This window comes from Nocardioides endophyticus (assembly GCF_039543845.1).
Lineage (GTDB): Bacteria > Actinomycetota > Actinomycetes > Propionibacteriales > Nocardioidaceae > Nocardioides > Nocardioides endophyticus.
Genome location: NZ_BAABKN010000028.1, coordinates 71,554 through 85,429 on the forward strand (window position 1 = coordinate 71,554; position 13,876 = coordinate 85,429).

Consider the following 13,876-nt stretch of genomic DNA (forward strand, 5'->3'; position numbering starts at 1 on the left):
TCAGGCAGCATCGACCGCGGCGAGCTCCCGCAGCTCACGCAGCACCCGGGACAGGAGCCGGGAGACCTGCATCTGGGTCACACCCAGCTCCTCACCGATCTCGGCCTGGGTCAGCCCCTCGACGAACCGCAGGTAGAGGATCAGCCGGTCGCGTGGCTTGAGCTGGCGCGTCAGCGTTCGCAGCAGGACCCGGGCCTCGGCAGCCTCGTACTCCGCGACCGCTCCGTCAGCCACCAGCCGGTCGCTCTCGGCGTCGCCGCCGAGGAGCTGCTGGTCCAGCGACACGGGCGCGAAGCACCCCTGCGCCTGGAACGCGGCATCGACGACGTCTATCGGGATGCCGAGCTGTACGGCGAGCTCGGCAGGCGTCCGCTCGCGACCTTCCGTGTGCGCGAGCTCCCTGTTGATCAGCGACTGCGCTTCCTGCACCGAGCGGGTCGGCCGGACCATCCAGCCGTGGTCGCGGAAGTAGCGCTTGACCTCGCCCTGGATCGTCGGAACGGCGAAGGTGAGGAAGTCCTCGGCCTTGTCCGGGTCGTACCGGCGCGCGGCGCCGACCAGCGCCAGGCAGGCGACCTGTTCCAGGTCGTCGATCGCTACGCCGCGACTTCGGTAGCGAGCCGCGATCGACTTGGCGACGGGCATGTTCTCGACGATGACCTCGTCGAGCAGCCGAGTGCGTTCGGCCGGCGCAGCATCGCGGGCCTGCGCCAGCAACCGGTTCGTGTGTGAGCGACGCTCGTCTCGGGCCCGACCAGGCGCGGCGGTCGCTGTGACCATGGCACTCATGATCGTCTCGTCCCCGGCCGCACTGGCCGCAAAACCAGCTGGCCCTCGCCCGGAAGGGTGATTCTTTTCCGGAGCCCTCTACGAGAGGTACGGCGTCCAGTCGGCGTCGACCAGCTCGGCGAGCGACGCCACGACGAGAGTCGCACCGGCATCGGCCAGCTCTCCCCGGCTGAACCCGCCGGTCAGCACGGCGACGCACCCCATCCCGGCCCGGTCGGCAGCCTCCACGTCGTACGGCGTGTCCCCGACGAAGACTCTCCGCTCGACCTCACCGATCCGGTCGAGGGTCGCCTGGACGAGGTCGGGCTCGGGCTTGGAGGCGTCGACGTCCTCGGAGGTGGTCAGCGCCTCGATCTGCTCGCCGATGCCCAGGAGGTCGATCGCCTCGCGCGCGAACTCCGGATCACCCGATGACGCGAGCGCGACCCGGTGGCGCGACGCGGAGAGCCGGCGGACCAGGTCGGCGGCACCCGGCAGCGGCCGGACCTCCGTACGGATCTCCAGGTACTCCTGGCGCCAGAAGTCCCGCAGCTTGTCACCGTGCTGCAACTCGGTCTCGTCCCCCGCCACGTGTGCGACGAGCTTGTCGCCGCCCATCCCGATGGCTCGGTGGAGGCGCCACAGCGGAGGCGTATCGCCGAGGCGGGCGAACGCCCGGTGCCACGCCAACGCGTGGTGGTAGGTCGAGTCCACCAGGGTCCCGTCGATGTCGAACAGCACAGCGTCCATGGGTCCTCCTCAGGCCGGCGCCGCGGCGTTCCAGTCCGACACCAGCTCCGGCTTCGGCTCGACACCGATCAGGTGGTCGCCGAGCGGGGCGAACACCTCGATCGCCCGCTCCCCCGCGACGGCGATCCCGATGTCGACGCCCTCGTCCGGCAGGTCCCAGATCCGCGCTGAGTCGACCTGGAAGTACTCACGCCGGTGGTCGACCAGGTCTCCGGTGTGCAACGCACGGATGATCTCGACCGCCTCGGCGAGCATGTCCTGACGGTCCTGGATCGCCGGCCAGCCTTCGCCGACGACGTGTTCGTTGAGGTTCTCGCCGCTGCCGAGGCCCAGGGTGAAACGGCCCTCGGCAAGGACCTGAAGGGTCGCGGCCTTCTGCGCGACGACCGCCGGGTGGTAGCGCAGGGTCGGGCACGTCACGTAGGTCATCAGGCCGACGCGCGAGGTCGCCTGGGCGACCGCGCCGAGCACTGTCCAGGCGTACGGCGCGTGCCCCTGCTCGGTCAGCCAGGGCGAGTAGTGGTCGCTCATCACCTCGAAGTCGAACCCGAGGTCCTCCGCGGCCACGGCGTACCGCACCAGCTCGCGCGGGCCACTCTGCTCGGTCATCAGGGTGTAGCCGAAGTTCGTCATGGCGACGCAGTACCCGCCCTGGCGTTCGGTCACTCCGTCGTCTACTCGGGCGACTCCAGGAACTCCTTGCTCTTCGCAATGGCGAATCCCCAGCCCTGCTCCAGCGTCGGCTTCGGCGGGATCGCGATCTCGTCTGCGTTGGTCACGACGTCGAGCAGGACCGGTCCGTCGTGCCTCAGAGCCTCGAGCACGGCGCCCTCGACCGCATGCGGGTCCTCGACCCGGATGCCCTTCAGACCGATGGCCTCGGCGACCCGGGCGAGGTCCGGGTTGTCGAGGCGGGTGCCGTACGGCGAGAGCCCGACCTGCTCCATCTCGAGCTTGACCATCCCGAGACTGCCGTTGTCGAAGACGACCAGCTTGACCGGCAGCTTCAGCGTGACCGCCGTGATCAGGTCACCGAGCAGCATCGTCAGGCCGCCGTCGCCGCAGAACGCGACGACCTGCCGCTGCCGGTCGAGCGCCTGGACGCCCAAGGCCTGCGGCATCGCGTTGGCCATCGAACCGAGGTTGAAGGAGCCGAGCAGGCGACGCTCTCCCCGCATCCGCACGAAGCGCGCCAGCCAGGTGGTCGCCATGCCGGTGTCACTGGTGAAGACGGCGTCGTCGGCTGCGTGCCGGTCGACGGCCGCAGCAAGGAGCTCGGGGCGGATCCTGCCCTCGGGGTTCTCGACCTTGCGCCGCAGCAGCCCGGATGGCTTGCGCTCGTAGTCCGGATCGGCGAGCTTCGCCTGCCGCTCGCGCCACGCCTCGTAGCTCGAGCGCGCCTTGTCGAGGAGCCCCGTGTCGGTCTTGGCCTCCAGGAGGGGCAGCAGCGCGGCGAGCGTGATCCGCGCGTCGCCGACGACCGGGTGGTCGACGGGGTGCCGCCGGCCGATGTGCTCCCCCGCACTGTCGACCTGCACGACGACCTTGCCGTCCGGGTAGAACTCCTTGTACGGGAAGTCGCTGCCGACCATCAGCAGCAGGTCGCAGCCGTCGAACGCGACCGCGCTGGCGTGGTTGCCGAGGAGTCCGGACTGCCCGACCTCGTAGGGGTTGTCGCGCTCGAGGCCCTGCTTGCCCTTGAGCGTCACGACCATCGGCGCCGACAGACGCTCGGCGACGGCGAGCACCTCGGTGCGGGCATCGCGAGCACCAGCGCCGACCAGCATCGTCACCGTGCCGGCCTCGTTGATCGCGGCGGCAGCTCGGGAGACGGACCGTGCCTCGGGCGGTACGGCGGGCCGGTCGGTCACGAACCGCGGCACCGGCGTGTGCTTCGGCAGGTCGAGTCCGCCGACGTCGCCGGGCAGCGTGAGCACCGCGACGCCACGCTCCTGGAGCGCGACGTTGCCGGCGCGCTCGATCAGGTCCGGCAGCTGCTCGACGTTGCTGATGGTCGCGGAGAAGACGGCGACGTCGGCGAACAGGACGTCGTTGTCGACCTCCTGGAAGAAGTCGCTGCCGATCTCGGCCCGGGGCACCTGGCCGCAGATGGCGAGCACCGGTGCCCGCGACTTCTTCGCGTCGTACAGGCCGTTGAGGAGGTGGATGGCCCCGGGTCCGACGGTGCCCATGCAGACGCCGAGCCGGCCCGTGAGCTGTGCCTGGGCACCGGCCGCGAACGCGCCGGCTTCCTCGTGCCGGACGCCGATCCACTCGACGGTGTCGTGGTGATGGATCGCATCGGTCACCGGGTTGAGCGCATCACCGACAACGCCCCAGACCTGGGTGACGCCGTGCTCGGCGAGGGCTTCGACCAGCAGCTCGGCAACAGTGGGCATGCGGTCATCGTTCCCGGATGCCGGAGGCAGCATGCACCTTCAGCTGCCGATGGACCCCACGGCGAAGGCGACCACGACCAGGGTGGTCAGCAGCGCGGCGGTCGCCTGGACGCCCATCAACGACTTGGCTCGGCTGGAGAGCGGCATCGTGTCGGTGGGGCTGAACGCGCTGGAGTTGGTGAGCGACAGGTAGAGGTAGTCGACGAAGATCGGGATCCACCCCGACGACACGCTCGAGGTCCGGCTGACCTCGGTGACGGCGTCGTCGTTCTCGTCCTGCGAGAAACGCCAGTCGGCGTCGGGGAGGTCGTCGCGCTCGGCTTCTCGGCGTACGACGGGGCCGCCGCGGTCGAGCTCCCAGTAGAGCAGCGCGAAGCCGATCACGTTGGTGAGCCAGATCTGCATCGCGGCGATGAGCAGGTGGCTGCCGCTGGCGCCTCCGGAGGACAGCTCGGAGACCAGCAGCCCGAGGGCCACCACGTTCGTCAGGATCACGACGGAGGACAGCGCGATGGACGCCCACCGTGACCAGCGTGTCTGCCGGGTCATCCGCCGAGGGTTGGTGACGAGGAGCGCGACGAGCAGGAGCACCTCGATCGCCGGGACCAGCAGCCGGTTCGTGAACAGGACGTCGCTCGGCAGCAGTGCGTAGACGACCGCGGCGACGACGACGGCACAGGCAGGCGGCAACCGGTTCTCGCCCGCCGCCGCGCGCCGCTTCGAGAGCTCCGAGCGCTGACTGTTCACCTGGTCAGCAAAGCATGACAGCCGGGTCCTTCCTCTCCGGCGCTCCGAGTCTCTCGGCCCGGCCTAGCGGGACCGAGGCACCTCCCACGCATCGTCGTCGACGCCTGCTGGGCAGCTGGGCCTCTCGAACAGCTGCTCGGCTCCTCCGGGCTGACCTCGTCAGAGGATGTAGAGCATCTCCTGGTACGTCGGGAGCGACCACAGGTCGTCGGCGACCAGACCCTCGAGCTCGTCGGCGGCGGCCCGGATCGATGCCATCGCGGGGAGCACGTTGTCACGGGCGAAGGCGGCCTCCTCGATGCCGCTGAGGTCGTGCAACTTGTCCACCGCCGAGGTCAGGTCGGCGAGGCCGGCCTTCAGGGCACCGATCGGAGCGGTGACGGCCCGGAGCGTCGACACGTCGGCCTCGACGCCGGCTGCGGTGAGCGCGGCGACGTTGGTGGCGAGCTCGGTCTGGTAGCGGATCGCGCTGGGGAGCACGATCGTGTTGGCGATCTCGAGGGTGAGGTTGGCCTCGACGCCCACGGTCAGCAGGTACTGCTCGATGCCGATCTCGTACCGGCTGTGCATCTCGCGCTCGCTGAAGACGGCGTACTTCGAGAACAGCTCGATCGCCTCGTCGGAGATCAGCTCCGGCAGCGCGTCGACGGTCGTACGCAGGTTCTTCAGACCGCGCTGCTCCGCCTCGATCGGCCACTCCTCGGAGTAGCCGTTGCCGTTGAAGATCACGGCGCCGTGGTCGCTGATGATCGTCGTCAGCAGCGACTGGACCGCCTCGTTGAAGTCGGTGCCGTCGGCGACCGCCGTCTCGAGGATGGTGGCGCAGTAGTCGAGGGCCTCGGCCATGATCGTGTTGATCACGACCATCGGGGCCGCCACCGTCTGAAGCGAGCCCGGCGCGCGGAACTCGAAGCGGTTGCCGGTGAAGGCGAACGGGCTGGTCCGGTTGCGGTCGCCCGGGTCCTTGGTCAGGTTGGGCAGCGTGTCCACGCCGATCGTGAGCGTGCCCTTCTCCTTCGACCGAGTGGCGCCGCCCTTGGCGATCTGGTCGAACACGTCGGCCAGCTGGTCGCCGAGGAAGATCGAGATGATCGCCGGGGGGGCCTCGTTGGCGCCGAGGCGGTGGTCGTTGGACGCGGAGGCGACCGACGAGCGCAGCAGGCCGCCGTACTTGTGCACCGAGCGGATCACCGCCGCGCAGAAGACGAGGAACTGGGCGTTGTCGTGCGGGTTGTCGCCCGGCACGAGCAGGCTGCCGAGCTCGGAGTTGCCCAGCGAGAAGTTCACGTGCTTGCCCGACCCGTTGACGCCGGCGAAGGGCTTCTCGTGGAAGAGGCACTCCATGCCATGCTTGCGCGCGACCGACTTGAAGGTCGTCATCAGCAGCTGCTGGTGGTCGGAGGCCTCGTTGGCGCGCTCGAACATCGGCGCGATCTCGAACTGGCCGGGGGCGACCTCGTTGTGCCGGGTCTTGGCGGGGATGCCGAGCTTGAAGAGCTCCCGCTCGGTGTCCATCATGAAGCCGAGCACGCGCTCGGGGATGGCACCGAAGTAGTGGTCGTCGAACTCCTGACCCTTGGGCGGCTTGGCGCCGAAGAGGGTGCGACCGGCGTTGATCAGGTCCGGGCGCGCCAGGAAGAAGTGGCTGTCGACCAGGAAGTACTCCTGCTCGGGGCCGCAGTAGGACACGACGTGCTCCGGGTCGGCGTGCCCGAAGAGCTTGAGCACGCGCTCGGCGTGCACCGCCATCGCCTGCTGCGAGCGCAGCACCGGCGTCTTGTGGTCGAGCGCCTCACCGGTCATCGAGATGAAGACCGTCGGGATGCAGAGCGTGTTGCCGTTCGGGTTCTCCAGGACGTACGCCGGGCTCATCACGTCCCACCCGGTGTAGCCACGGGCCTCGAACGTGTTGCGCAGGCCGCCGTTCGGGAAGCTGGACGCGTCCGGCTCGCCCTGGACCAGCGTCTTGCCGGAGAACGACGCGAACGCCGTGCCGTCCCCGACCGGGTCGAGGAAGCTGTCGTGCTTCTCGGCGGTCAGGCCGGTCAGCGGGTAGAAGACGTGCGCGTAGTGGGTCGCGCCCTTCTCCAGTGCCCAGTCCTTCATCGCCGACGCGACGGCGTCGGCCACGTCGGGGTCGAGCGGGGTCGACTTCTCGATCGTCGCGAGCACGGACTTGTAGACGGACTTCGGCAGGCGCTTCTGCATCACGCTGACGCTGAAGACGTTGGCACCGAAGATCTCGCCGGGCTCCTCGCCGGGATCGAAGCTGATCGCCGGCGGGACGTAGGACTCCACGTCGGAGATGGCCTGCTGACGGACCTTGTTCGCGCTCATTCGATGTGGCTCCCTCATCACGTACGCCGCTCCCCACGGCTGCTAGCGCGAACGTACGGGCGCCACGTGTCCGAATTGTTTCGTCGAGGTATCGCGCGCCGTCCGGCTGACGTGGCCTGCGCCACGCCCGGTACCTCATCCACCCGGGGTGATGCCCCCGGGCGCCGCCCGGCCAACGATGGAGCTCCTCGAGAGGAGGCCGGCGTGAACCTGCTCGTGGCCCTGGTCATCGCGGTCGCCGCCACCAGCGTGACCGTGACGGCGATGCTCGTCGTACGCCGGCGCGCGCCCGAGGGAAGCTACTTCACCGACGGGGATCGCGCGTCAGGCGTCTTCGGCGTGCTCGCCACCGGCTTCTCGGTGCTGCTCGGCTTCATCATCTTCCTGGCGTTCCAGTCGTACGACGAGTCGCGGTCGGGCGCCGAGTCCGAGGCGACCATCGTCGCGCAGCAGGTGCAGACCGCGCAGTTCCTCCCGGCCGACGCCTCCGTTGAGCTGACCGGCGAGCTGGCCTGCTACGCCAGGTCGGTGGCGGGTGTGGAGTGGGACGCGCTCGACGAAGGCACGCTCGGCAACAGGATCAACCCGTGGGGCGCCGCGATGTTCAAGACGATCGCGCAGGTGGACCCGAGGACCGACACCGAGCAATCGGCGTACGACCGCTGGATGGACCAGACGTCCGACCGCGAGCAGGCCCGGATCGACCGGGTGCACGGGGCCGAGGGCATCATCCCCGCGCCGCTGTGGATCGTGCTCTTCGTCATCTGCGGAGTGATCTTCGGGTACCTCCTGTTCTTCGCCGACCCGGGCGAGGGGCGGGTCACGCAGGGCATGCTGATGGGCAGCGTGACCGTCGTCATCACCCTGCTGATGCTGCTCCTGGCGTTCTTCGACCATCCCCACGGCGGCGGGGTCGGTCGGCTGCAGCCGACCGCGATGGAGCGCACGATCGGGCTCATCGACGCCCAGATCGAGGTCGCCGGCATCGACGTGACTCCCCCGTGTGACGATCGTGGCACCGCCAGCTGAGACTGCGCCGGAGCACCGGCGCAACTGGCAGGACGTCGTCGCGACCGTGCTGCTCGTGGTCGCTGCGGTCGCGACGTCGTGGAGCAGCTACCAGGCGACCAGGTGGAACGGCGAACAAGCGGCCGCCGCCGGGCGCACGAACGCGATCCGGATCGATGCGGCTCGTGCCCAGGGGCTGGCCGAGGCCCAGACCCAGATCGACGTCGCCACGTTCATCGCGTGGGCGGAGGCCGACCAGCGGGGCGACGAGACCACGGCAGGCTTCTTCCTCGACCGGTTCCGAGACGAGTTCCGCACGGCGTACGACGCCTGGATGGCGACCGATCCCGTCACCAACCCGGACGCCCCGAAGACGCCCTTCCCGATGAAGGAGTACCAGCTCGACGCCCGCCAGGACGCCGCGGAGCTCGACAAGGCGGCCGAGGCGTCCGCTGCCGAGGTACGCATCGACATCCAACGGTCGAGCAACTACGTCCTGACGGTCGTGCTGTACGCCGTCGCGCTGTTCTTCGCCGGCATGAGCACCCGGGTCGCCGCCGGACGGCTGCGGTGGGCGCTCGTCATCACCGGGTGGGCCGTCTTCCTCGGCGCGATCGCGTGGATCGCGACCTTCCCGGTGAGCCTGGCGATCTGAGCCGCTCAGGGAGACGATCACGCATCCAGCAGCCGCAGGGCCCGCGCTCGTCGTACTGCCTCGTTGCGGCGGTGCACGGCGAGCTTGCGCAGGATGCTGCGCACGTGGGTGCGCACAGTGTTGATCGAGACGAACATCGCCGTCGCGATCTCCTCGGTCGTCAACAGCTCCGCGAGGTGGCCGAGCACCTCCCGCTCCTTGGCGGTCAACGGCTCGACGAGGGCCCCGTCGAAGGCCGGGGCGCGCGGCAGCCGGTCGACCGGCGCGACGGCCACCAGCCGAAGCCGACCGCCACTGTGCGCGAGCAGGACCTCCAGGCTCGACGCCATCTCGGCGTCGAGCACCAGGGTCACCGGCAGCTCGACGTGCGCGTCGGAGGACGGGACGGCCGCGACGTGCTCGCGGATCATGGTGGCCATGCCGACACCCTTCCGCCGACGCGAGAGGTCGACATCACCCGCGGCGGGTAACTGCGAGCAGCGACCTACTCGGGGTCTTCCGCCCGCAGCTGTCGCACCTCCATCAGCTCGAGCCCGAGGGACTGCAGCCGCAGCAGGACGCCGTACAACGCGGCCTGGTCGGGCACGACACCTCGCAGCACGGTCTTGGTGCACATCACCTCAACCTCGAGGTACTCGAAGTCCGAGAGGAGGTCGGCCGGAATGGTGCCTCGGACGTGGATCTCGAAGGCCTTGGCCAGCACTCGCGTCACCTCCTCGGGTCCGAGGCACCCACCGTGACCCGACTCCCGTCGTCGGCGCGTCACCCGGGGCGGATGAACCGCCTGTGACGTCCGGTCGCAGTCCGCTAGTGTCCGAAGGACTGCCGGCGCGCAGGAGGGTGTGCCATGCATGGATCAGGGAGCACGACGTCTCCGCTACGGCGGGCGGCGTACGCCGACGTGCTCCCGACCAAGCTCGTGCCACCGAGCGTCCCGCCCTCCTTCGTCACCCGCCCGCGCCTGCACGATCAGCTGCAGGACGGGACGGCGCGCGCGCTGACGGTGGTGAGCGCGGGTGCCGGCTGGGGCAAGACTCTCGCCACCGCGCATTGGGCGACGACCGGCGCAGCCCCGGGCCCTGTCGGCTGGGTCTCGCTCGATCCTGCCGACGACGAGCCCAGTCGGTTCTGGACCTGTGTGGTCGCCGCACTGCGCGTAGCAGCGCCGTTCCCCTCCGACCACCCACTGACCACCCTGATGCCGGGTCTCGGCGGACCCGACGAGGGGTATCGCCGGGTGCTCTCCGAGCTGGCGACCCTGCCCACGACCGTCGTGCTCGTCCTCGACGACTTCCAGCTCATCACCGATCCGGTCGTGTTCGAGCAGCTCGGTGAGCTGTTGCGTCATCCGATCCCCGCGCTGCGTCTGGTGATCTCGACCCGCGCGGATCCACCGATCCCCCTCCACCGCCTCCGCGTCGCCGAGGAGCTCGCCGAGATCCGGCCCCGGGACCTGGCCTTCACCGACGACGAGGCGGCAGCGCTGCTCGCCGCGCACAAGATGCCGGTCGTCGCGGCCGACGCGAGCTCGCTGGTCGAACGGACCGAAGGGTGGCCCGCGGGCCTGCGGCTGGCTGCGCTCTTCCTGCGTCGCCCGGGGGCGGGGCACAGCGTGCAGGACTTCGCCGGCGCCGATCGGGCCGTGGCGACGTACCTCGGGGAGGAGGTGCTGGCCAGCCTGCCCGTCGAGGACCAGGAGTTCCTGCTGAGGACCTCGGTCGTCGAGCGACTCAGCGCCGAGCTCGCCGCGGTCCTCACCGGACAGCAGCATTGCCAGCGTCGGCTCGAGGACCTCGAGGAGTCGAACGCCTTCGTCATCGGCCTGGGTGCGGGTCGGGACTGGTTCCGCTACCACGCGTTGCTCCGAGAGATGCTCCAACACCGGCTCCGGGTCGCGGCGCCCGAGCTGGTGCCCGAGCTCCACGGCAGAGCCGCGAGATGGTACGCGGCACACGGCCAGCCACTGGAGGCATTGCGGCACGCCGCGGACGCCGAGGACTGGCCGTTGGTGGGCGAGCTGTTCGTGACCCAGGCCGCGCCGTTGTTGGTCTCGGCCGAGCGGAACCTGCTCGGTCAGCTGCTGGCGCGGATCCCCACCGACCACCAGTCCAGCAACGCCGATCTCGCGATGTGCGCGGCCGCTCGCCTCTACCTCGCCGGGCGGTTCGCGGACATGCGACCGTGCCTCGCGCTCGCGAGCGACCTCCTCGCGGCAACCGCTCCGAGACCACATGACGGGGCCTCCCGCCTCGCCCTACTGGTCCTCTCCACCGTGGTCGCCCGGTCGGACGGCGACATCACGGCGCTGCTCGCGGTGACGACCCAGGCGCTCGACCTGCTGGCTGAGCTCACCGCGGTGGTGCCTGCGGCCGAGGCCTACCGGGCGGTCGCCCTTGCGAACCACGGCACCGGGCTGCTGTGGTCGGGGGACGTCTCGGGCGCGCAGGCCTGCCTGCTGGACGCACTCGTGGCCACCGATGAGTCCGGTGTCGAGGTGACCCGGGTCAACGTGCTGTCACTCCTGGCGCTGACGGCCGCCGCGCTGGGCCGACCCGGTGACGGATCCGCGTACGCCGCCCGGGCGATCGGGGTGGTCCAGGCCCGCGGTTGGGCACCACTCCCCCAGGTGGCGACGGCGTACCTCGCCGAGGCCATGATCCGTCTCCAGCGGCACGAGCTGGACGATGCCGAGACCGCGATCGAGCGCGGCCTCGTCGCTGGGTACTGCGAGCCGGCGACCCGGCGGGCCCTCCTCCTGGCGGGCGCCCGTCTCGCCCTGTCAGCGGGACACGTCGACGACGCCCGCGACCGGTTGGCGCTGGCTCGGGCACTGGGAGCGGACAGCCTGACTCCGCCGTTCCTGACCCGCTGGCTGGCCATCACCGAGGCCGAGGTCGCACTGGCCTCCGGCCGGGCCGCCGAGGCGTCCGACCGGCTCGCGGCCGCCCTGCGCGACCGGGAGCCGCCGTACGTCCAGGAGCAGTGCCTGCTGGCTCGGGCGGCTCTGGCTCTCGGCGACGCCCGTGCGGCCGACGAGGTGCTGCGTCCGCTGCGCCACGACCCGGCGGGTCCCGACGCCACGGACGTCCCGGTCTGGCTGCTGACCGCCCTGGCGGCCGACCGCCTCCGCGAGGACAGCAGGGCCGTCGACGCTCTCGGTCGCGCCGTGGCGGCCGCCGGCCCGGACCGGATCTACCGTCCCTTCACCGCGGCCGGCCCGGAGCAGCTCGAACGGATGCTGCAGCGGCTGCAGGAGCTCCGGCCCGAGCTCAGTGGGACCGTCGACGCGCTGCTCGTCCTGCTCGGGCGAGGCGGACCGGACAACGTGGCGTCAGCACTGGCGGATCCGCTGACGGACCGGGAGCTGAGCGTGCTCCAGTTCCTGCCGACCATGATGACCAACGGCGAGATCGCGGCCGACCTCTATGTCTCGGTCAACACCGTCAAGGCCCACCTCAAACGGATCTTCCTGAAGCTGGACGTCACCAGCAAGCGGCAGGCGGTGCAGCGAGCGCGCGAGCTCGGACTGCTGCCAGGCGGACCGTCATGACCCGAGATGACACATGGGCGTAACCCACGGCCGGCAGGCGGCAGATAGCGTCTCCGCGACCGCGCACAGCGACCCCGTCGGGCCAGGCATCGAGAAGGTCACTGTCCGATCACGAAACGATAACGGCCCGTTCGTGGCATCATCCGTCCCCATGGAGGGTGTTCCCCAGCAGATTCGGCGCGCCGTCGTGGTCGAGGACGACCGCGACATCCGCGAGCTGATCATGCACACGCTCACCGACCTCGGTCTCGAGGTGACTGCGGTCGACAGCGGCCCTGCCGGTGTCGAGGCCGTGCGCGCGGTGAACCCCGCCCTGGTGACCCTCGACCTCGGCCTCCCCGGGATCGACGGGATCGAGGTCTGCCGGCAGATCCGCGAGCAGAGCGACGCCTACATCATCATGGTCACCGCTCGCTCCGACGAGATCGACCGTCTCCTCGGCCTGGAGACCGGCGCCGACGACTTCATGTCCAAGCCGTTCAGCCTGCGCGAGCTCCAGGCCCGGGTCAACGCGATGTTCCGCCGGCCGCGCCCGAGCGTGCTGGCCGACGGCGACGCTCCCGAGATGCTGGTGTACGGCGGGCTCCGGGTCGATCTCGATGCCCGGCGGGTCTACCGCGAGGGCGAGGAGCTGCTGCTCACCCGCACGGAGTTCGACCTGCTGACCGAGCTGATGCGCAGCCCCACCAAGGTCGCGACCCGCGAGGAGCTGCTCAAGGCCGTCTGGGGCACTCCCTGGATCGGCGACACGCACGTCGTCGAGGTCCACGTAGGCAACCTGCGCCGCAAGCTCGGGGGCTCCCGCTACATCCGCACCGTGCGCGGTGTCGGCTACCGGATGGAAGAGCCGGTCCCGCGACACTAGGCGGCCTGAGTGCCGAGCCCCCGCCCCCTGCGAGTGAGCCTCACCCGATGTGGTGAGAACCCGGCTATCGGTGGCCGTACCCGTTCTGAGCCAGGTCACCCACTTCGAAGGAACGTCACACCTGGTCGTGATGCGCGGCGAATCCGTGTTGGACGGCCCACGCGACCGCCTGGCTGCGACTGCGCACCCCGATCTTGCGGTACGACGTCCGGATGTAGGTCTTCACGGAGTTGATGCTCAAGAAGCACTGCCGAGCGATCTCGTCGTTGGTGAGCCCTCGGGCGATCCACGAGAGCACCTCGGCCTCACGATCGCTGAGACCCGCGTCGCCGCCGAGCCGGTGCGCTCGCTGCTCGGAGTCGCTGGACCCGACGACCGGATCGGGGCCGGCGTCCCCCATCTGCCAGCCCGTCGTCGCCGAGTCGACCGCGGCGAGCAGCTCGGCCTCCGTCACGTTCATCGAGAAGAACCCGTCGACCGAGAGGGCCAGTGCCTGCCCGAGGAGGTCGGGACGGAGATCGCGGCCGACCGCGAACACGACGCACGCCGTCTTCTTCACCAGGTGGTCGAGATCGTCCCCGTCGCTCTCCGAGAGGCCCGCCACGTCGTACAGCACCACGTCCGGCTCCTCGTGGTCCACGGTCGGTACGACGTCGACGACCTCGACGCGGTGGCTGTGTCGGCCGAGCATGGCGGTGAGACCCTCGACCACGATCGGGTAAGGACTCAGCACGGCCACCCTGGCCCTACCGTCGCTCATATCTCGATCGTTGCGCATCGCACGCGCCGTCAAACCT

Annotated in this window: 13 protein-coding genes; 4 read left to right on the forward strand and 9 right to left on the reverse strand. The window is 70.0% G+C overall.

Features of this window, described 5'->3' with window-relative positions:
• The 6 genes from ABEA33_RS21915 to ABEA33_RS21940 all read right to left on the reverse strand — a co-directional run bounded on the left by ABEA33_RS21915 (position 1) and on the right by ABEA33_RS21940 (position 7,001).
• Positions 1 to 789 carry a sigma-70 family RNA polymerase sigma factor gene (locus tag ABEA33_RS21915; RefSeq protein WP_345529180.1) on the reverse strand — a complete coding sequence of 263 codons (789 nt, stop codon included), beginning with the start codon at positions 787 to 789 and terminating at the stop codon, positions 1 to 3.
• Positions 790 to 867: 78 nt separating this feature from the next.
• On the reverse strand, positions 868 to 1,518 hold the full coding sequence (locus ABEA33_RS21920; protein WP_345529181.1) for an HAD family hydrolase: 651 nt from the start codon (positions 1,516 to 1,518) through the stop codon (positions 868 to 870).
• Between the two features lie 9 nt (positions 1,519 to 1,527).
• Positions 1,528 to 2,184, reverse strand: coding sequence for a TIGR03557 family F420-dependent LLM class oxidoreductase (locus ABEA33_RS21925; RefSeq protein ID WP_345529182.1), 657 nt, complete (start codon positions 2,182 to 2,184; stop codon positions 1,528 to 1,530).
• A gap of 8 nt (positions 2,185 to 2,192) precedes the next feature.
• A complete protein-coding gene (locus ABEA33_RS21930; protein ID WP_345529183.1) occupies positions 2,193 to 3,917 on the reverse strand; it encodes a thiamine pyrophosphate-dependent enzyme in 1,725 nt (574 codons plus the stop codon).
• Positions 3,918 to 3,956: 39 nt separating this feature from the next.
• Complete coding sequence (locus tag ABEA33_RS21935; RefSeq protein ID WP_345529184.1) at positions 3,957 to 4,664, reverse strand: hypothetical protein; 708 nt, start codon at positions 4,662 to 4,664, stop codon at positions 3,957 to 3,959.
• A 159-nt stretch (positions 4,665 to 4,823) separates the two neighbouring features.
• Positions 4,824 to 7,001, reverse strand: a complete 2,178-nt coding sequence (locus ABEA33_RS21940; RefSeq protein WP_345529185.1) for a glutamine synthetase III family protein — start codon at positions 6,999 to 7,001, stop codon at positions 4,824 to 4,826.
• A 204-nt stretch (positions 7,002 to 7,205) separates the two neighbouring features.
• Here ABEA33_RS21940 and ABEA33_RS21945 point away from each other — a divergent pair, with 204 nt between their 5' ends.
• On the forward strand, positions 7,206 to 8,030 hold the full coding sequence (locus ABEA33_RS21945; protein ID WP_345529186.1) for a bestrophin-like domain: 825 nt from the start codon (positions 7,206 to 7,208) through the stop codon (positions 8,028 to 8,030).
• Positions 8,014 to 8,664 (forward strand): hypothetical protein, encoded by a 651-nt coding sequence (locus tag ABEA33_RS21950; RefSeq protein WP_345529187.1) that lies wholly within the window; start codon positions 8,014 to 8,016, stop codon positions 8,662 to 8,664. The genes ABEA33_RS21945 and ABEA33_RS21950 overlap by 17 nt, the downstream gene beginning before the upstream one ends.
• A 17-nt stretch (positions 8,665 to 8,681) precedes the next feature.
• On the opposite strand, the gene ABEA33_RS21955 is transcribed toward ABEA33_RS21950, so the two are convergent.
• Together ABEA33_RS21955 and ABEA33_RS21960 are read right to left on the reverse strand one after the other, a co-directional pair.
• The gene (locus tag ABEA33_RS21955; RefSeq protein WP_345529188.1) at positions 8,682 to 9,083 is read right to left on the reverse strand and encodes a helix-turn-helix transcriptional regulator; all 402 of its coding nucleotides are present in this window, start codon (positions 9,081 to 9,083) and stop codon (positions 8,682 to 8,684) included.
• Positions 9,084 to 9,148: 65 nt separating this feature from the next.
• Positions 9,149 to 9,376 (reverse strand): hypothetical protein, encoded by a 228-nt coding sequence (locus ABEA33_RS21960; protein ID WP_345529189.1) that lies wholly within the window; start codon positions 9,374 to 9,376, stop codon positions 9,149 to 9,151.
• A 135-nt stretch (positions 9,377 to 9,511) separates the two neighbouring features.
• On the opposite strand from ABEA33_RS21960, the gene ABEA33_RS21965 reads away from it, so the two are divergent.
• Positions 9,512 to 12,214 (forward strand): winged helix-turn-helix domain-containing protein, encoded by a 2,703-nt coding sequence (locus ABEA33_RS21965; protein WP_345529190.1) that lies wholly within the window; start codon positions 9,512 to 9,514, stop codon positions 12,212 to 12,214.
• 151 nt (positions 12,215 to 12,365) lie between these two features.
• Positions 12,366 to 13,079: a response regulator transcription factor gene (locus ABEA33_RS21970; protein ID WP_345529191.1), complete on the forward strand. Its 714-nt coding sequence runs from the start codon at positions 12,366 to 12,368 to the stop codon at positions 13,077 to 13,079.
• Positions 13,080 to 13,194: 115 nt separating this feature from the next.
• Here the strand turns inward: ABEA33_RS21970 and ABEA33_RS21975 are convergent, their stop codons facing one another.
• A complete protein-coding gene (locus ABEA33_RS21975) occupies positions 13,195 to 13,839 on the reverse strand; it encodes a helix-turn-helix transcriptional regulator (protein ID WP_345529192.1) in 645 nt (214 codons plus the stop codon).
• Positions 13,840 to 13,876: the final 37 nt, after the last annotated feature.

Bases quoted from the DNA above. Each gene is read 5' to 3' on its own strand.
- ABEA33_RS21915 (WP_345529180.1), bottom strand. From the start codon at position 789: ATGAGTGCCATGGTCACAGCGACCGCCGCGCCTGGTCGGGCCCGAGAC.
- ABEA33_RS21920 (WP_345529181.1), bottom strand. From the start codon at position 1,518: ATGGACGCTGTGCTGTTCGACATCGACGGGACCCTGGTGGACTCGACC.
- ABEA33_RS21965 (WP_345529190.1), top strand. From the start codon at position 9,512: ATGCATGGATCAGGGAGCACGACGTCTCCGCTACGGCGGGCGGCGTAC.
- ABEA33_RS21955 (WP_345529188.1), bottom strand. From the start codon at position 9,083: ATGGCCACCATGATCCGCGAGCACGTCGCGGCCGTCCCGTCCTCCGAC.
- ABEA33_RS21930 (WP_345529183.1), bottom strand. From the start codon at position 3,917: ATGCCCACTGTTGCCGAGCTGCTGGTCGAAGCCCTCGCCGAGCACGGC.
- ABEA33_RS21940 (WP_345529185.1), bottom strand. From the start codon at position 7,001: ATGAGCGCGAACAAGGTCCGTCAGCAGGCCATCTCCGACGTGGAGTCC.
- ABEA33_RS21970 (WP_345529191.1), top strand. From the start codon at position 12,366: ATGGAGGGTGTTCCCCAGCAGATTCGGCGCGCCGTCGTGGTCGAGGAC.
- ABEA33_RS21975 (WP_345529192.1), bottom strand. From the start codon at position 13,839: ATGAGCGACGGTAGGGCCAGGGTGGCCGTGCTGAGTCCTTACCCGATC.